Origin of the sequence: Rhizobium sp. Rhizsp82, from assembly GCF_047325115.1 — a bacterium.
Taxonomy (GTDB): Bacteria; Pseudomonadota; Alphaproteobacteria; order Rhizobiales; family Rhizobiaceae; genus Rhizobium.
Genome location: NZ_CP168569.1, coordinates 920248 through 938573, shown reverse-complemented (window position 1 = coordinate 938573; position 18326 = coordinate 920248). Strand labels below are relative to the sequence as shown.

Here is an 18326-nt window from a genome sequence, read left to right as displayed (position 1 = left end):
CTTTTTCCACCTGTGATCAAATGGACGTCGCCTGAGACGTAGCCTTGCATGAATCCGGCGCAAACTTAACTTCGAATTCTTCGGCCTTAAGTCGTAACTCCGCCCGAGATGGCGCCAGATCGTATCGATCGGATACACCATCCCGCCAGTACCTGACGAAATCTACACTCCGCTTGAGTTTGCCCTGACTACAAAAGAAAACGAAGTAAAGAGCTGGCTTCAGCAACTTGACAAGAAAGGAGCTTTTCCTTGCGTTGTATGCCATATTCCGCGCGTGGACGTTGGCAGCATGCTGTGGCGCGATCACGACTTTCAGTTTTCCTCCGGAAAATGGCACCCGGACGACATTCTTCTTGTTTTTTGGGTGAAAATGTCTCGCCGACATGACGGTTGCTATCGCCGCGCCGGATTCACGAGCTCGATCGACGAATTCGATCTCATCTCCCCAAATAAACATTTCTAGTTTTACGCACCCTATTTTGTCAATGAGCGTGCGAGAAACGAGAGTACTGTTGAAAGGGTTTGCTGCATTGGCGATCAACCCGTCAGGGCCTGCTGCCGATGTCAACTCGCCGACTGTCCCAAGTACCCGTCCGCCGGCCTCGAGGCCAAAGCTGAGCAATTTTGGATCATCAATATCAACAACGGCGGCATTCAAAATGTCATACAATCCATTTTTGGCGGCGCCCAATAATTTTTCCAGCGCATCGTTGTCAGGTACGCCGTCATCGTCCATCATCCATATCCAATCCGCAGACTGGTCGCAGGCCCAATTTATGCCCCGATAAAAACCGCCGGCACCGCCAACGTTGTTGAGCATATTTAACACGGCTACCTCGCCCGCGTATTGCGCCTCAAGCATATTCAAGGTGCCGTCGGAGCTAGAATTGTTGACTACTATAATCTCGTCGGGCAGCCGAGTTTGACGCAGAATTGCATCCAAGCAGCGAGCCAAAAGCTCCTTGCGATTGTAAGTCACCACCACTGCGACTACTTTTCCGAGTTTCATCATTCTATCGCAACCTAAATTAATCACATTTTCATTGTGACGATATTTTCATCTCATTGCGGCATCAAGGAAAAACCGCGTGGAAAGTTAATTCGTCTAGCACGGGCGCAATCAAAGGAAAGCTAGCCGAAAAGCACAGTATATCTGGCTAATACAACTTTTTCGTAAATCCGACGCTATCTGAAACAGCAATGAACAGGTTCCTATGATGCTGCCGCGATACACCGACCTGAAAAATTCTGATCATAGTCCTTACGCTTTCCCAAAGACTAGATTTGCTCGAATTGGCGCGCTAAAAGCCCCCGCGAGCCGTTACGATTGGCCTACCCGGGTCGGGCGTTTGATCGACTGGAGATGTGCATGGTAGCTTATTATCGAATGCCCACATTTCTCGAGCGACTTTTGTATTATTTCTTATTGCCAGATCTAATGGCGAAAATTGTGTACGAGATATTGTTGCGAATTCCGGCAATTTCCGTAACACAGCCAAAACAATATATGTTCTATGGGTTTCTCGCTCTCGAGTATGTGGTGGCTGTGCTGCAGCCAGGCTCATTTAAGCCCTCATGGCCACACGTCAACAAAGTCATAATTCTTTTAGTGATAATGATTTTCCACGGCATATTGGTAGGGCTCTGGTGGGGAAATCCGCTCGCAAGAATGGGCATCGACACGGTTAACGTACTGGTTGTCCTCGCAAACATCGTCCTCTTGTCTGACCCTTACAAAGTCGCAGACACTGATTTTCCGCGAATTTTTCGCTATAATAGACTTTATGCTATCGTCATGATCTTACTATCAATTCCTGCCATAATGTTGAACCCAGCTTCTGGGGTCTCAGTTGGTGGTTCGACAGCGGGTGCTGTCTGTATGACGATACTCGTCACTGAGATCTTTGTGCTCAAGGGCCCCGTGCATCACATGCGTGTCGTAATATTTACGAATTTGACGCTCATACTTGCGACAGCTCCAAGCTGGAACCGCACTGCGCTCGTATTTTGCGCTGCTGCGTTAATAATTTACCTTGCCAGGATAATCGGAAGACACCCCTTCCGAGTAGGTTATCTCGCGCTTGCTTCTGTTGCTATCGTTTGTGTCGCTTTCGTAGCATTACCCGAAGACAGTGGTCTCTACCGAAGAATTACTGGCCTTCAGAACATTGACCTTTCAGATCGGACTGGCTCGATTGGAGAACGTGAAGCTGAATCTGATGCCGTGACAGACAAGATATCCGCGCTCGGCAAGGGGGCCGAAATCTTCGGAGCCGGTCACGGTGCGTCTTACGACGTGAAGTACACATGGACTTGGAAGTTCGATTACTCAAATGCTCATTATGGATGGGTACTTTTCTATCTACGATATGGATTTTTAGGTTATTTGTACATGTCAGCTTGGATCATGTTCCTCGTGGCGACCGTAGTAAAAAGGTTTAGATCCACCGATCCAGCATGTATCCTAGTATGCCTCATAGCTCTATGGAATATCGGCTACCTTGGGACGTACGGCTACTTTTCATTCTTCATCGCAGGACTGCCATTCATGAGGCCCGCTCGCAGAAACCGCCCGAGGCTGCGGCATCGTTTGGCGATTGATACACCTTCCCAACTAGGAACACAGCCATGAGTTCACCAACCAGGCCGTCATTCTACCTTCCTGCGGGTGTACTCGCGGCCAACTTGCTGAATATGATCGGAATCATTATTTTGCCGAAGATTATAGATCCTGACCAGTTGGCTATCTATAGCCTTGCATCTTCTATCGGATTGTTCCTCGTATCTATGTTTTATGAATGGAACCGAGTTTCAATCTCCAGGTACAGCGTATCTAAGGACGTTTTAGAGACGAGCAGAAGAAGGTCGGCACTGAGACACTCAAATAGGCTAACAAGTGCCGTATTGATCGTCGTGAGCTTAGTGTCTCTTATATACATGAACAATCACTATGGACTAATTTTGGGAATGGCATGCCTTTTCGCAATTTCTCAGGCGTTGTTTGAGGCTCGTCAAGCCTATTTTCGCGCAGATTTCCAAAATGTGAGCTATGCGACGAGCATCATTTCGCGCGCGCTATGTGGCCTCCTGCTGATATCATTTGTCGGGTATGCATCAAATAGCGCGTTGTATGTGATGCTCGCATGGTGCGCATCATATTTCATCGTCCTTAGCTTCACCCAGCGTAGATTTACGGCACTAACAAAGGTAAGTCCATTTCATTGGGAAACCTTCACGTTTCTAGTAAAGTTCGGCAGCGGGGTCACGCTGGTCGCGATAGCAACGACCGCTCTACAGCCGCTTGTAAGAACACTTGCCTCAGAATTCATCCCGTTAGCGGACAGTGGGAAGTTGATGCTCGCTATGGACATCCCGCTGAAAATCGTTGGAGTGATCGGCGTTAGCATCAACATCTTGACATTGCAGGGAACAATGCGTGCCAGTGAATTCGGCGAGCGTACCTTGATGCTGGAACGAATTGGAATGCAAATTTCCATTGTGTTGGCGGTGATCCTTCCGACCGCTGTCGGCTTCATTTTGGTTAAGCAGGACTTCGCGAACGCATTTATCCCGACGATCTATCACGACATCTATCTTCAGAATGTTGGGTGGTGTATGGCTGCTGCGGGAATACTGGTTTTTCGCAATGCGGCGATTGACAGTATATTTGTTATCGTGGGAAGGCCACACCACGGTCTCGCCGGACCAACAGTAGCGATCTTCCTAACGCTTATATTCACTTGGTTTTTGCTACAGTTTGGCGTGAACTCACTAGCGTTTTCGCATGGTCTTTTTTTGGGCCTTCTCGCGGGTACCGTAGCGTCGTGGGTTGTCGCCGTGAAACTGTGTAACTTTCCCGTTGAGTGGGGAAACATAGGAAGGATCCTTTTTTCAACTATTTGTATGGCTGCGGCTGTTTCAATGTTCGTAACTTCGTCAAACCTGGTTGGCCTACTGGCCAAAGCCGGTCTAGGAGCGGCGGTTTATGTGTCGTTTCTAATCCTAACAAACGCCTTCGACTTGCGACGCCATCTTCGTAACATCTACGCGCGGCGCAGTATTCAGTGAAAGCCGCAAAGTAACCTGGCTCCATATATAACACGCATATGCCAGGGCACAGGCCCAGATACGCGCGCTCGATTTTGTAGAACCCTTAAAACCGAGGTTTAAATGACTTCTGAACGCGTTGAATGGGTAGATCTTCTGAAAGGCATAGCAATTGTTCTCGTCGTTTACGGCCACGCTGCCCGTGGCATGCAGGCGTCTGGTGCAATTTCCTTCAATAGTTTCTGGGGATCGATAGACTACATCGTGTATTCCATACATATGCCCATTTTCTTTGCCGCAAGCGGGTTTCTTTATCGCGGGTCTGGCCGTCCGGGATATTGGCAAAAGAAAGTAGTGACGATTATGTGGCCGTATTTTCTTTGGACCACTATCCATGTCCTGCTTCAAGCTTATATGAGCGGATCTGGAGCGGTGAACCGTGAGGTAAGTGTGTGGAGGCTGGCGACAATCGCTTGGGATCCCGTCTCGCCGTTCTGGTTTCTGTATAGCCTTTTCTTTGTGTTCGTGATTTCAGCTCTATTGGATTCGTTATCAATCATAAGTACTCTTCTGGTTGCATTAACATTGATGGCGATATTTAATTCTTTCGGACCGGAAGGAAGCCCAGTTACAGACATCCCATACGGCCTATTATATTTTACACTTGGGCGATATTATGCGACGGTCAAGGAAGCGGTAACCATTCCGCGCTCTCAGCTTCTATTAGCTGTAAGTGTGTTTTTGATTATCGACTTTGTGGGCATCAAGGTGCAACTACCGGTCCGTTTAAACATAATTGCGACTTTGTTTGGCCTGTGGTCGATGATGAGATTCGCCAAGTTTGCGACGCAATCGGTGGCATCCGTGCCTGTAATTATTTTGGGACGTTGCAGTATGGGTATCTATGTGATGCATATCATTGTTATCGCCTTTGCGAGAGCAATCGGGAACAAGCTACATCTCCCGCCTATTGCAATCCTAGGCAGCTGTGTGCCACTTGCGGTCCTTTTGCCTGTGGTTGCCCAAGCCGCTATTAACTGGTTAAGCTTTGGACAGGTACTCGGCCTCAAGACAGATCTTACAATCCCGCTACCGAATGCCGGAAACTAGTCCAGAAGTTCCAAAAATAGAATCTATGTCCGAGTTGGAGAGAACATGTCGACTGTAGCAGGCTTCCGGCAGCGTGAAAAATTGGTGAATATTCAGGTTTTAAGGTTCGTTGCCGCCGCCCTGGTCGTCTACGCGCATGCCGTCGATTTGTCTCAAATCGCAAGTGGAACAAGCTTTCTGGCCTATGGCAACCTTGAGAACTTTGGCGCAATCGGAGTTGACTTGTTCTTCGTCATTAGCGGCTTCATCATAACGAAAACTGCATTCCTTGACAAAGAAATGGCGGCGCAGGATTTTCTACGCCGTAGAATATTGCGTGTAGCACCCATTTATTTTCTATTGTCTACACCTTGGCTGGCTTGGAGCCTTAGCCATGGACTTGATCTATCAAAACTGATTGCGACATACCTTTTTTTTCCAGCCGCCGGAGCGACGATGGCAACGCCAGTCCTGCCACTAGGATGGACGCTATGTTTTGAGATGCTCTTCTACACTGGAACAGCATTGTTTATATCACTCGGTCCTCGCGTGGGTCTGTCGGCGGTAGCCTTAGTTTTCACCGTCTCGTGGTTTCTCTCTCTCCAGACGGCCTTGCCGCTGTTCCAATTCCTCGGAAATCCGATTATCTTAGAGTTCGCGCTTGGAATAGCCGCTGCCCTTGTTTACAGCTCAATTCCACGATGGCTGGGAACAGTATTAGGTGTGATTGGGGTCGCTTGGATCACATCAACTCTAGTGCTAGGCTTCGGTCAGATCTCAGAATCCGGTGATATAATCGATGGAAGCCTTTCACTTCAACGTTTTTTCTACTGGGGATTACCATCTGGTTTGGTCGTGATATTCGCGCTGAGCCGAAAGAACGACGGTCGATTACTCACTTCACGGTTTGGTGGTTTGTTGGTTCAACTTGGCGACGCTTCTTATTCAATATACTTGGTTCATCCGACCCTTTTTGTTTTCCTCAAGAAGACGCTTTTGACGCTGCCATTGCAGCCGGACGTGGTGATTGCAATCGCAGTACTGGGCGGAATCGCTTCGGGCTTGTTCGTCTACAATTTCGTTGAGCTTCCATTGACGCAGAAACTACATCGCAGGTATGTCTCAGCTTGAAGTATGGCCGTTGTATTGATGAATTCGCGGGTGATCATTGATGACGCCTCAACAAGGTTTTTGTCGTCCTTTTAGCCACGAGAACGGAAGAATGGAATTGGTCTGAGTTTTAACCTCGGCTTCATAGTAGACGCCTCCGGGCCAGTAATAGTTATACTTTTTTGGCGACGAAAAGTGTCTCGCCTCTTATAAGGCTATATTTTGATACTTGAGGTTCGTGAGCTACGTGCTCTGTGAGCAAAAAACCTGCACTCATCAATCGCTGCCTAAAATCAGCACCATAGTATCGAAGATGATCCGTCTGCCCATGAAATAGATCGCGTGACTGCTTACTCGCAGATTCCTTCAAGTTGAATGTATCTTGCCATGACTCAACTATTGGTACCGTAATAATTACGCGTCCTGACTTTCGGACAACCCGGCTCAGTTCGCGTATTGCCGAGCCATCGTCAGGTATATGCTCTAATATATGATGGCATATAATAGTATCGAAGCTCTCGTCCGAAAACTCTAGACTCTGGATATCCGCTCGCACCTCAGTTGCCGTAGGGAGCAGGTCAGCTGTTACATACCGGGCTGCCCGCCGTTTGTAACTCTCGAGAAAACAGGGCTCCGCACCGAAATGGAGCACGTCAGCCTCGTTGATCCACTCTGGATGAGCTTGCTCAACAATGTGATGCAAGCGGTGCCTTTCTACCGAGCCGCATTGCCTGCAAGCTGCATCGAACCGAAGGGGGACGCCAACAGCAATGAAGTAACCTCTATAGCCGCAAATAGGGCATTCTCTCTTATGCCGCCCGTGGAAATCTCTTATTACGAGACAAAGCCTTCGATAGCGGCTCAAATACTTCACCAGTACATTGGGAAGATGGCGTCGTAGCAAATATGAAAATTTTCTATCCATTATCAACTTCGGTGGGTTCCAATGACTTACCTGGTAGCCAATGCAATTCGTGAACCGTGGCGCACGTTTCCGAGATTAGTAAGCCGTCTGCGGTTTGCCGTCCCCGATCGGACGAGCTCTTAGCTGTTTAACATGCCAACCCTGCCGAGTTAGAACCATTTTATTAGCGCCTTGACCAGCAACGCAAGATCTGAAACTGCATAAAGCGCTACCTTCTCCACATCTACAGGATCGTCGCCAGATATCTGAGAGGTAAGCCTCCGGTGAAGGCCACAGGTCAGGCAGCTTGAGCTTCTGACGCTGGCGACGTCCAATTCCAAGGCAGAAGTTGCTCCAGACGGGTGATCGGCGTGTCTGCTATGCGGGCAAGAACATCGGCCAGCCACGCCTGTGGATCGATGTCGTTGAGTTTTGCCGTCATGATCAGCGTGGCCATGAAGGCGGCACGATCTGCGCCGCGGTCTGATCCGGCGAAGAGCCAGGACTTCCTGCCGAGTGCGAAGCCTCTGAGCGCTCGTTCGGCGGCATTGTTCGTCAGGCAGATTCTGCCGTCCTCCAGGAATGACGTGAAGCCATTCCAACGCTTGAGCATGTAGTCGATCGCCTCTGCGACCGGAGAACTGCGTGAGAGCTTTGCCCGCTCGGTTTGAAGCCAGGCCTGCAGATCATCGACGAGCGGCAGGCTTTCCTTGCGGCGACGTTCCAGGCGTTGATCGGCGTCAAGGCCGTTGATCTCGCGCTCGATATCGAACAGTGCGTCGATCCGTTTGACGGCTTCGAGCGCCATAGGCGAGATCGGCGCGGCGTTCTTTCCACGCTTGGCGTTTGCGGCAATGTCGGCGAGCACGAAGAACTTGCGCCGTGAGTGTGCCCAACATAGCGCCTGCGTCAGGGGCTCGGGATCACGATCAACCTTGAACAGCGGATTGTAGCCGCCATAAGCGTCCGCCTGCAGAATGCCGGTGAAGGATTTGAGGTGGCGTTCTGGATGCTCCTGCCGTCGATCGCGCGAGGCATAGTAAAGGGCGGCCGGCGGTGAGAGCCCGCCGAATGGTCGGTCGTCCCGGACGTAGGTCCAAATTCGGCCCGTATCGGTCTTTCCCTTGGCCAGGATCGGCACGGTCGTGTCGTCGCCGTGCAGACGTTCGGCAGCGAGGACATGTGCCTCGATTAGGGAGTGGATAGGCTTCAGCGCCGCGGCACATGCTCCAACCTGATCGGCCAGCGTCGATAAGCTGAGGTCGATGCCCTCGCGGGCATAGCGTTCGCTCTGGCGATTGAGTGGCTGGTGCTGGGCGAACTTCTCGAACAGGATCATCGCCAGCAGGTTCGGTCCGGCAAAACCGCGGGGCGTTACGTGGAAGGGTGCCGGCGGCTGCGTGATCTTCTCACACTCGCGGCAGGTAAACTTCTCCCGCACCGTCTGGATGACCTTCCACTGACGCGGTACGACCTCCAGGGTCTCGGTGATGTCCTCGCCAAGCTTCGACAACTTGGCCGATCCGCAGCAGGCGCAATTGGCGGGAGCGGCGATGATGACGCGCTCACGCGGCAGGTTCTCGGGAAAGGGCTTGCGTGACGGACGCCGGCGCTCGAAGGCTTTGACGGTTGAAGCTTTGGCGGCGATTTCCGCGACCAATTCATCTTCACCGGCGTCTGCTTCGAGCTCCTCGAGCTGCAATTCCATCTGCTCAAGGAGCCGCGCCTTACGCTCGGACCGGGTGCCGTAGAGTTCACGTCGAACCTTGTCGATCTCCAGCTTCAGCCGTGCGATCAGCGCCTCGGAATGCGATACGAGTGCCTTGGCGCTGGCGGCTTCTGCCTTGGCGGTCGCCACTTCTGCTTCGGCTGCGACACGGCGAGCACGTTCCTGGGCCAGCAGTGCAAGCGCACTGGCAAGGTCGTCCGGAAGCTCTTCAGTCGCATTGCTCATGACAGGATGGAATCATATTTGACCCCGTCATTCCAGTGTTTTTGCTTACCCGGCCGACGTCGGCCGCCAGGTCTTTTGCGGCATCCGCCAGTCGATGCCCTCCAGCAAATAACCGAGCTGCGCAGGCGTGATCACTACCGTGCCATCGGCCGCTGACGGCCAGATGAAGCGTCCTCGCTCGAGCTTCTTCGTGAACAGGCAAGCTCCCTGGCCGTCATGCCAGATCACCTTAATCAGGCCACCGCCTCGGCCGCGGAATACGAACAGGTGACCGCACATCGGGTCGCGCTTCAGCGCCTCCTGCACCATCAACGACAGACCGGGGAAGCCCTTGCGCATATCGGTGTGGCCCGTCGCCAACCAGACCTTCACACCACTCGGAACTGGGATCATCGCAGCCCCAGCACGCAATCGAGAATCCGGCCAAGCGCGTCAGTATCGATGTCGCTATCCACGCGGACGCGCCGACCCCGTCCAAGCTCGATCGTTACATCGCTGCGCTTCCGACGAGGATGGGATGTGGTGGGCGATTCCGGTTGAACTGGAGAGACTACCGCCGCAGTCTCCGACACGATCACCGGCACCAAAGTCGTCGTGTCAGACCTTGGCTCCTCGATCCGGCAAAGCTCTTTGCGCCAACGGAACAACTGGCTGACATGGATGCCGGCCGCGCGGGCAATCTCGGAGATGACCGCATCTGGCTCAAAGCAGGCAGCGACGAGGCGCTGTTTATCTTCGCGTGACCAGCGCCGACGGCGCTCCACAGACGTGATCACCTCAATTGGATGCTTCGTCATATGACTACTCCTAGTGTTTCCACCAGGACTCGCAGTCAGCAGGCCGTCATCGCAAGACGGCCTTCACCGTGGGCTTACTCTGAGAGAGCGCCAAGCCTACTTGATCGTAAGCGCGATTTTCAATGCGCATTGACGGCAGTTGACGGACACTTGCGCTTAGCTGGGTAGCAGTACCCAGCTTTATCAGGCCGCAGTGGTCTTGGAGTAATTGAAGGGCAGCAGGTCGCCGATGTCGTCGGCTTCGTCAAGCTGGGGCAGCTCAGTGAGGACGTGGCGCAGCCAAGAGAGCGGATCGACGCCACAGGCGCGGCAGGTCAGCATCAGACTGTAAATCACAGCGCTGGCCCTGGCTCCGTCAGCGGTATCGCTGAACAGCCACGATTTTCTTCCGGTGGCAAAAACTCTAATCTCGCGTTCCAGAATGTTGTTATCGATCGGCATCCTGCCGTCGCTGGTGTAACGCGTCAGGTAATCCCATTGGTTCAGGGTGTAGGACACCGCATCGCCGAGCTTGGTATCCGGCACGATCTTTGGCGCGATATTGTCGAGCCACGCCTTTAGGGCGTTCAGGACAGGCAGGCTGTGTTGCTGGCGGAAACGGCGAATGCAATCGGCCTTTGTCTCCCCTGGATCTGGGGCCCTGTCTCTTGCCTGCTTTTCGATCCGGTAGAGCTGCTCGGTAAGCGCTGTCCTGACCCCACCTTCCGGATCATCGCTTGATCATTGATGTTCAACCTCGAAAGAGGGCTTGGACATATGTCGATTTCACAACTTACGCTTAAATCCAAGGATGAGCCGATACGCCGGTTTGAGGTGTTCACAGGCAATGGCCGTCGTCGCGAATGGAGCGACGATCAGAAGGCGCAGATCATTGCGGAGAGTTGCGAGCCCGGCGTCACGGTGTGCTCTGTGGCGCGGCGGCATGGATTGACGCCGCAGCAGTTGTTCACATGGCGACGGCTCGCCCGAAGCGTGTCGCTGGCCTTCTGCTGGTCCCACGTTCGACGCCGCTTCTATGAGCTTGCTGCCGCTGGTCCGGCACCCATCGCCAGCGAGGCGCTGCGACGCATCGGCGAACTTTGCAGGATCGAAGAAGAGATACGTGGCCGGCCCCACGAGGAGCGTCGTGTCGCCCGTCAGGAAAAAAGTCGTCCGATTACCGACAGCCTCGCTCCCTGGCTGCGTGAACAACTCGGCTACATCAGCCAGAAGACAAAACTCGCCGAAGCAATCCGCTATGCCTTGTCACGCTGGGACGGCTTGACCCGCTTCATCGACGATGGCCGGATCGAGATCGATTCCAATGTCGTCGAACGGTCAATCAGGCCAATTGCCCTCAATCGCAAGAATGCGCTATTTGCCGGTTCTGACGCCGGGGCCGAACACTGGGCGACTATAGCCTCGCTCATCGAGACGGCAAAGCTCAACAATGTCGAGCCACTGGCCTATCTCTCAGACGTCCTCACCAAGATCGTCAACAATCATCCAAATAGCCAGATCGACGACCTGCTGCCTTGGGCCTATGCCGCAACGCACGATCTCAAAGCCGTGGCCTGAAAACAGCGCTTACGCTGCTCGAAGAACCGGAGTGCCTGCTCCGGCGGTCCGCCTCCATTCTTCCCGGCTTTGAGGGCCTCAACGAAGCGCCGCCGTGAATGCGCCATGCATCCGACGTGGGTTGCGCCATTCAATGTGCGCCATGCGGTGTAGCCGTCGGTCACCAATATGCCGCGGTAGTCACCGAGAAAGGTCTGTGGGTGGATTTGACCGCGGCCGGGCTGGTAGTCGAGAAGCACGATTGGTTCGTCACTGTCCTCGCTGCTGCGATAGGCCCACATGTACGACGTGCTGGTCGCTTCCTTGTCTTTTTCCTTCAACACCTGAACCGTCGTCTCATCGCCATGGATGAGAGACTGCGATCGTAGTCGCAGCTTCAAAGCATCATAGATGCGGTATAGATGCTTCTCGCTCGAGCCGATGACCCAATGCGCAAGAGCGCCACCGCTGATCGGAACGCCAGCACGCTCAAATGTCTGAGCCACGCGGTAGAGCGGCGTGCCATCTACGTATTTGTGAACGAGAGCAAAGGCGAGCGTCGACGCAGTGGCGATGCTGCCTGGCAGGGGTTGCGTCGGCATAGGCGCAATTACGACAGGCGTGTTGATTTCTGTGCGGTCGCACTGGCGGCAGGCCTATTTGAACCGCACGTTCTGCAGGACCTTTGCCTTGACCTCGATATGGAGCTGCTCGCTAACGGCTTCGCCCATGCGATGCATTCGGCTTTTGCAGCAGGGACAAGCCTTCTGATCATCAGCAAGGTCGTATTCGACACGCTCGCGCGGCAGGTCTGCCGGCAGAGGCCTGCGTCCCCGCTTTTTGCCCGTAACGCCCTCGGCCGCAGGCAAGCCAGTATCCGGAAGCTCGACGTCATCGTCTTCCTCGCTACCACCTTCGACCGCAGCCTCTTCGGCCTCGTTGAAGAGACGATCAATGTGCTTCTCACTGCGGGGTGCAAAGCGATGGAGCTTTGCCAGTGCCAGTTCTTCTTCCAGCTTGACGACCCGTTGCGAGAGCGCTTCCTTCTCGGCTTTGAGCGCGGCGATTTCGGCAGCGTTGGCTGCTAATTGCGCCATCAGTTCTGCAATGCTCGGTTCGCCGGTGCGCGTCATCAGATTCTTGAATCTGAACCGCCCCTGCGCGTCAATCTCAATTCGCCATCCTCAGCCAGCAATCTGATACTGCCGCACGGGATGGCGGATCATCGCATCGATATCGATGCCATCGAGGATCCAGTGGAGTTGCTCTGTCGTCAGCGTCACCACCGCAGTTTCCCGGCGGGGCCACCTGAACCGGTCTTCCGTTAGTTTCTTCAGGACCATAACAAACCCGGACCGGTCAAAGAACAAGAGCTTCACCCGGTCACGCCTGCGATTGCAGAAGGCAAACACTGATGGAGCAAAAGGGTCTAGCTCCATCACCTCTTGCACAAGGACCGCTAGGCTGTTGATGCCCGCGCGAAAGTCGATGGGTTCCCGATGGAGGTAGACCTTCCGATGAGCGCCCAGTCTGAACATGGCTCAACGCTCCTATGATTGCCGCCAGACCATCGACATCGCTGCATTCCAGCGTCAGGCTGACCCCGTTCGGCAGCACCGCGCTCAGCTTGGATGCATGAGATCGCTTGCCCACCGGCTCCACCTTCGTCAGTGGACCGCTGGCAGAAGACGAGTGCATATCTGTAGCTATCCGAACCGGAACGAACCTAGATACCGCAGGCAATGCACTATCTTCTTTAGCTCTCTTCACCCACTTGCGAACGAGATTGGCGTTGACGCCGTGCTCCAGAGCTAGACGCGAAACCGAAACGCCGGGCTCTAAACACGCTGCGACAAGCTGATCTCGGGAGGAAGGGTCATATCGACGGCGACCGTCGCGGCCAACAAGCCGCACCTGCAGTTTAGGAGCATCGTCCATGATTTGGTGTCCACCTGTTTTTGGTGGACACTTCATGCATCAGAGCACTCCGCTTCAAAAGGCGCATAGAAATTCGCGCTTACACTTGATCTCAGCGATGATTCATATCATGCCCGTTGGGGAGGGAACGGTGTCCCCTCTTCGGGAACATCTTTAATTGTGAACTGTCCCCACTTCCCATCGTCGAGAAGCGCTTCGACCCAAGTTGCGCTGTCGATTATGGGATGACCCGCACTTCAGAGGACATGTAGTAAGACGGTCCATCGTTGAAGGAGGAGGAGTCGGTAACCAACACTGCGCCCCAGCTGTAGTCTCGTGCATATATCGACTACGGGACACCCGAACCGCGCGCGAGACCGAGCCCGCAACACGCTCCGACGCTTGGACCCATTGCCAGCTCGCAGTCAACCGATTTGCGCTTTCGTGCAACCTTACGCGGCTGTGTGCAAATCTCACCAATTCTGGTCGCAACAGTTCCTCGGAAGATCGATGAATTAATCGAGGACCACACGGAAACCCATCTGCGCCTGCCGTTGAATAGTTGGCCCCTCAGAGCAGGATCTTCGAAGTATTGTCTCAACACCTAGCCTGTCCGGCGACTTCGTTGCGAAAACGCCTTGATAAAAGCTCAGAACAGATGTTCGGACACCATCCAACGTTATCTGATATGTCTTTTCACTTTAATGAAAGGCTTTTCAACTGCGTGCCAAGAGAAGATTGCAAAGACCGTTACAATCGGCAACGTAACGGCTGCGTTTAATAACCAGGTATTTCTATCACCGAGAAACCAGACAACTGCCTGCTGGATCGGCGCCGCGTAGAGATACACTCCATAAGAGTAGTCTCCTGAGTCTACGAAGACCGAGCGTCGAGGGTTCATTAATCCAAGAAACGCTACCACATACGCCATCGGGATTGGCATAGCGTATATCAAGACCTCATTACGGCTCGCGAATACCGTAAACGCGCCACACATGACTGCTAACCAAACATTGTATGGAATAACTTCTCGGAATTTGTAAACCAGAGTGCCCGCTAAGAAGCACAGTATGAGTACTCGCCCGTGAATGTGACCCAAAGGTGTTGGGTCAACGCCTCGAAATGTAAGGTCAATTGCTACCGCCGCGCAAGCAGCAATGAAAAGGAGTACTGCAATCGACCTTACCTTGAGGTAACCGAGGACGGTGAACGCGGCTAGGATGATGTAGCACTCTAGCTCAAAGGGCACCGTCCACATGGACACGTTGACAGTCTTCGGCATCGGGTTGTCGAGGAAAACTCCTGGAAGAAGATAGTGAATCCAGCCAATCGTATTCAGAAAGTAAACGTAAAACTCGCGATCCGTAAAATAGTCGCTCAACGGAAACTGTGTGACGATCGGCCCGAGTACTAGAGCGGATAGGAGTACCTCAACTATTAGCGCTGGATATATTCGAATCACTCGCAGTGCTAAAAACTTGTGAAGCTTCTGGGAACGTTCTAAGCTCCCGAATACCAAAAATCCACTTAGCGCAAAGAACGCGGGCAAGATAGGGGCAAGAACGTATCCAAACGGACCCGCCCAAGCATCAGCCGCTGCAGACACAGGGTAAGATACGCAGTAAGAATGCCAAAAAACCACAGAGACAGCTAAAAAGATTCTCATGTAGTCGAAACCCGATGGACGGAAATTCACATCGTTTAGGCGAGCTTCAATGCTGAGGTAGGTCTGGGAAGAAATCGTGTCGGCGCTCATGTAAATCCTTGATCTTTTATTTTGAACGAGCTTACACTATAAAAATTCAATCTGTAAGATATATGAACTATATTTCATTTTGATATTGAAGGGCTGAAGGGTCGCTGTGTGGCCGAGAGGCCCTAAAGACCAAAATTTGCGGACACATAATCGGGAATTCGAGACTCGCCTGCTAAACCGCCCCCCGTTTCGACCGGACAGTCGGCATAAGCAGAAAGGCTCAAGCACAGGCTTGAGGACAGGCTTATGTTTAACGCATATCGACACGTTGAATTGCTGAACGGTGATGTCCGCCGCAGGCGGTGGACAACCGAGCAAAAGCTGACGATCATTGAGCAGAGTTTCGAACCAGGCGAGACGGTATCTTCGACCGCTCGCCGTCACGGCGTTGCGCCCAATCTGCTTTATCGGTGGCGCAGGCTCTTGAGCGAGGGAGGTGCTGCAGCCGTGGATTCAGACGAGCCGGTGGTCGGCAATTCGGAAGTCAAGAAGCTGGAAGATCGCGGCCGCGAGTTGGAGCGCATGCTCGGCCGCAAGACGATGGAGGTCGAAATCCTCCGCGAAGCCCTTTCCAAAGCGGACTCAAAAAAACGGATATCGCGGCCGATCTTGTTGCCGAAGGACGGTTCCCGATGAAGACCGTCGCAGACACACTGGGCGTCCCCCGTTCCAACCTCATCGAGCGGCTGAAAGGCAAAGCAAAGCCGCGTGGCTCATACCACAAGATCGAGGATACAGAGCTTCTGCCCGCCATTCGAAGGCTGGTGGATCAAAGGCCAACCTATGGCTATCGGCGGATCGCCGCGCTCCTCAATCGCGAAAGGCGTGCCGCCGATAAGCCTGTCGTCAACGCCAAACGGGTCCATCGCATCATGGGCAACCACGCCATGCTGCTGGAGAAGCATACGGCCGTTCGCAAGGGCCGCCTCCACGACGGCAAGGTCATGGTCATGCGCTCCAACCTGCGCTGGTGCTCGGACGGTCTGGAGTTCACCTGCTGGAATGGCGAGGTCATTCGTCTCGCCTTTATCATCGACGCCTTCGACCGGGAGATCATCGCCTGGACAGCGGTCGCCAATGCTGGCATCTCCGGCTCGGATGTGCCCGACATGATGCTGGAGGCGGTCGAGAAGCGGTTTGCAGCAACGCGGACTCCGCATACTAACGAGCATCTCTCTGACAACGGCTCAGCCTATACAGCTCGGGACATGAGGCTGTTTGCCCAAGCGCTCAATCTGACACCCTGCTTCACGCCGGTCGCCAGCCCCCAGTCGAACGGAATATCAGAGGCGTTCGAAACGGGATTACGTGCCTATATCAGCTCTGCCAGACGCCGAAACGGCGCTCCGGCTCATCGACGGATGGATCGAAGACTACAACGAAATCCATCCCCATTCCGCGCTCAAGATGGCTTCCCCTCGGCAGCTCATCAGGGCTAAATCAAACTAGCCGATCTGTCCGGTGAAATGGGGGGCACTCCACCTGCCTGCACGGATTTTGGAGAACAATCCGCTCGACTGGCGGTGTCGGCAGGCAGTAGCTTGCGTTTAAGTCAACTTACATCGTCAAGATGTGCGAGATGGACTCGCTGTCGGTCTTCGGCCAACAAACAACATCCAGAGCGAGCCGATCTCGCACCATCCGAGGCGTTCTCTCGCGAATGTACTAGACCTGTTCCTTGTTCTTGGGTCGCAAATAGAGCGAGGGCTCGATCGGAATGCCACACACCAACTTCAGCACCGAAGTTGGGCTCATCTCAGGTATTGCTCGACGGTGCCCGTCGCTCTGCTGAGCCCAGAGGAGACGATTGTCAGCATCATAGTAAAGCATGAAGATGCCACGCGTGGAAACTGCGAATGTCAGCATGAGTTGCGTTGCCCCTTTTACGACGGTGCAGTGACTATTAGTTGTATCCGGAAGACAAGCACTTTGTTCGAGATTGGTAAAATATAATACTTAACGGCAGTTTTCGGCTTTTATTTTCGGTGGCCATCTCACTAACTCGACAACACTGTAGACCGGTTTCTACCGCGAGCTTTCCCTTGTGGATGCATCAGTGGATATATAGATTCATCTTGAGGAACAACGGCGCCTAATCTCCGCTTATTGGCAGGCGCAGCGCCCTTGCCCTTATCCGGAAAACAGGGATCACTTTAACGGATTGGCAGACTTGCTACGGTTGGGTCGCGCTCACCATTAGTCGGACGTCCGTGTGTGTCACCGGTGAGAATGTTTCGTCCGATAGCTTCCCAAAGCAATCCCCGGATTGATGCGATAGACCCTGTCGAAATCTTCGTCCGTGAAGTGGCGGTAGGAATAGGAGGCATATTCCCTAAACAGGCTACGCAGATCCTGCCTGATCTGCCGGTTGACCCATTCGAGCAGGCCAGCTTTGAAAATGACAAAGACAGGATAGTATTTCGCCCGGAAGATCCGGTTTTCGGCAAACAGCTTCTCGGTGTCCTCAAGCGCCTTGAACATTTCGAGGCGGCGCTCGTCAAACGTGTTGGTATGCTGCTCACGCCCGGGAACGAGGCGGTGCGTGGTGAGGCTGGTATTGATCGCCAGGAACCTGCCGGCATTCATATAGGCAGCCCAATGCGGCAGGATGTCCTCGTTAATGCGCGCCGTCGAAAATTGCCAGTTCGTCGACCGGATGAATGACGTCCTGATGATCTTGTTCCAGGGATAGTTGATCGTCACCAGGAATTGTGCGGCCTCATCCAGTTCGACAATGGCACTCTCGCGATCGCCAAGCACGCCGTCCCATATGTTCTTGTCGACGGGCGGCATCTCTCCAGGGATTTCGTCGGCCGTTCTGAGGACGCTATACCTGAAGGCAGCGACATCCACACCGGTGCTGTCCATCAGCGGCAGCACCGTATTGACGGCATCTTCTCCAAGAAGGTCATCGGCATCATGGAACAGGCAATATTCGCTATCGACAAGCGCGAGCGCCCTGTTGCGGGCGACCCCGGGGCCGGTATTGGTTTCGCTTCGAAGCAGCCTGATGTTCTGATGCACCTGCATGTATTGCTCGACGACTTCGCAGGTATTGTCCGTTGACGCATCGTCAACGACGATGATGTCCATGTCGGCCTTGTTTCGAACCACGCTCTCAAGCGTCTGGCCGATCAGGCTCGCAATATTATAGGCAGGAATGACGATGGAGATTTTTGCCATGATGGACGGTGTGGCCTTAGTGATTCGTTATCA

Annotated in this window: 12 protein-coding genes and 6 pseudogenes; 7 read left to right on the top strand and 11 right to left on the bottom strand. The window is 53.4% G+C overall.

The window, feature by feature from the left end:
• Nucleotides 1-16: 16 nt before the first annotated feature.
• The gene (locus ACEN84_RS04720; protein ID WP_413708781.1) at nucleotides 17-1012 is read right to left on the bottom strand and encodes a glycosyltransferase; all 996 of its coding nucleotides are present in this window, start codon (nucleotides 1010-1012) and stop codon (nucleotides 17-19) included.
• Between the two features lie 357 nt (nucleotides 1013-1369).
• Between ACEN84_RS04720 and ACEN84_RS04715 the strand changes: the two genes are divergently transcribed.
• The 4 genes from ACEN84_RS04715 (at nucleotide 1370) to ACEN84_RS04700 (ending at nucleotide 6267) form a co-directional block, all read left to right on the top strand.
• Nucleotides 1370-2632, top strand: a complete 1263-nt coding sequence (locus ACEN84_RS04715; RefSeq protein ID WP_413708780.1) for a hypothetical protein — start codon at nucleotides 1370-1372, stop codon at nucleotides 2630-2632.
• Nucleotides 2629-4068, top strand: a complete 1440-nt coding sequence (locus tag ACEN84_RS04710) for a hypothetical protein (protein WP_413708779.1) — start codon at nucleotides 2629-2631, stop codon at nucleotides 4066-4068. The genes ACEN84_RS04715 and ACEN84_RS04710 overlap by 4 nt, the downstream gene beginning before the upstream one ends.
• A 102-nt stretch (nucleotides 4069-4170) precedes the next feature.
• A complete protein-coding gene (locus tag ACEN84_RS04705; RefSeq protein WP_413708778.1) occupies nucleotides 4171-5157 on the top strand; it encodes an acyltransferase family protein in 987 nt (328 codons plus the stop codon).
• 45 nt (nucleotides 5158-5202) lie between these two features.
• Nucleotides 5203-6267, top strand: a complete 1065-nt coding sequence (locus ACEN84_RS04700; RefSeq protein WP_413708777.1) for an acyltransferase family protein — start codon at nucleotides 5203-5205, stop codon at nucleotides 6265-6267.
• Between the two features lie 151 nt (nucleotides 6268-6418).
• Here ACEN84_RS04700 and ACEN84_RS04695 read toward each other — a convergent pair whose 3' ends face one another.
• The 5 genes and pseudogenes from ACEN84_RS04695 to ACEN84_RS04675 all read right to left on the bottom strand — a co-directional run.
• On the bottom strand, nucleotides 6419-7171 hold the full coding sequence (locus tag ACEN84_RS04695) for a class I SAM-dependent methyltransferase (protein WP_413708776.1): 753 nt from the start codon (nucleotides 7169-7171) through the stop codon (nucleotides 6419-6421).
• Between the two features lie 277 nt (nucleotides 7172-7448).
• The gene (gene tnpC, locus ACEN84_RS04690) at nucleotides 7449-9104 is read right to left on the bottom strand and encodes an IS66 family transposase (RefSeq protein WP_413708775.1); all 1656 of its coding nucleotides are present in this window, start codon (nucleotides 9102-9104) and stop codon (nucleotides 7449-7451) included.
• A gap of 45 nt (nucleotides 9105-9149) precedes the next feature.
• A complete protein-coding gene (gene tnpB, locus ACEN84_RS04685) occupies nucleotides 9150-9497 on the bottom strand; it encodes an IS66 family insertion sequence element accessory protein TnpB (protein WP_008536653.1) in 348 nt (115 codons plus the stop codon).
• The gene (gene tnpA, locus ACEN84_RS04680; RefSeq protein ID WP_413708774.1) at nucleotides 9494-9901 is read right to left on the bottom strand and encodes an IS66-like element accessory protein TnpA; all 408 of its coding nucleotides are present in this window, start codon (nucleotides 9899-9901) and stop codon (nucleotides 9494-9496) included. The genes tnpB (ACEN84_RS04685) and tnpA (ACEN84_RS04680) overlap by 4 nt, the downstream gene beginning before the upstream one ends.
• Before the next feature lie 183 nt (nucleotides 9902-10084).
• Nucleotides 10085-10579, bottom strand: a pseudogene (locus tag ACEN84_RS04675) (IS66 family transposase); the annotation flags it as partial.
• A gap of 48 nt (nucleotides 10580-10627) precedes the next feature.
• Between ACEN84_RS04675 and ACEN84_RS04670 the strand changes: the two are divergent.
• Both ACEN84_RS04670 and tnpC (ACEN84_RS04665) read left to right on the top strand, forming a co-directional pair.
• Nucleotides 10628-10810, top strand: a pseudogene (locus ACEN84_RS04670) (hypothetical protein); the annotation flags it as partial.
• Between the two features lie 60 nt (nucleotides 10811-10870).
• Nucleotides 10871-11458: pseudogene (gene tnpC / locus ACEN84_RS04665) on the top strand (IS66 family transposase); the annotation flags it as partial.
• A gap of 5 nt (nucleotides 11459-11463) precedes the next feature.
• Here the strand turns inward: tnpC (ACEN84_RS04665) and tnpC (ACEN84_RS04660) are convergent.
• The 4 genes and pseudogenes from tnpC (ACEN84_RS04660) to ACEN84_RS04645 all read right to left on the bottom strand — a co-directional run.
• Nucleotides 11464-12570, bottom strand: a pseudogene (tnpC, locus tag ACEN84_RS04660) (IS66 family transposase); the annotation flags it as partial.
• Nucleotides 12571-12621: 51 nt separating this feature from the next.
• Nucleotides 12622-12975, bottom strand: a complete 354-nt coding sequence (tnpB, locus tag ACEN84_RS04655) for an IS66 family insertion sequence element accessory protein TnpB (RefSeq protein ID WP_413708773.1) — start codon at nucleotides 12973-12975, stop codon at nucleotides 12622-12624.
• Nucleotides 12959-13375 (bottom strand): annotated as a pseudogene (gene tnpA / locus ACEN84_RS04650) (IS66-like element accessory protein TnpA); the annotation flags it as partial. The gene tnpB (ACEN84_RS04655) and the pseudogene tnpA (ACEN84_RS04650), both read right to left, overlap by 17 nt.
• Before the next feature lie 658 nt (nucleotides 13376-14033).
• Nucleotides 14034-15110 (bottom strand): acyltransferase family protein, encoded by a 1077-nt coding sequence (locus ACEN84_RS04645; RefSeq protein WP_413708772.1) that lies wholly within the window; start codon nucleotides 15108-15110, stop codon nucleotides 14034-14036.
• Between the two features lie 246 nt (nucleotides 15111-15356).
• Here ACEN84_RS04645 and ACEN84_RS04640 point away from each other — a divergent pair.
• Nucleotides 15357-16559: pseudogene (locus ACEN84_RS04640) on the top strand (IS3 family transposase).
• 768 nt (nucleotides 16560-17327) lie between these two features.
• Here the strand turns inward: ACEN84_RS04640 and ACEN84_RS04635 are convergent.
• The gene (locus ACEN84_RS04635) at nucleotides 17328-18293 is read right to left on the bottom strand and encodes a glycosyltransferase family 2 protein (protein WP_413708771.1); all 966 of its coding nucleotides are present in this window, start codon (nucleotides 18291-18293) and stop codon (nucleotides 17328-17330) included.
• Between the last annotated feature and the right edge of the window lie 33 nt (nucleotides 18294-18326).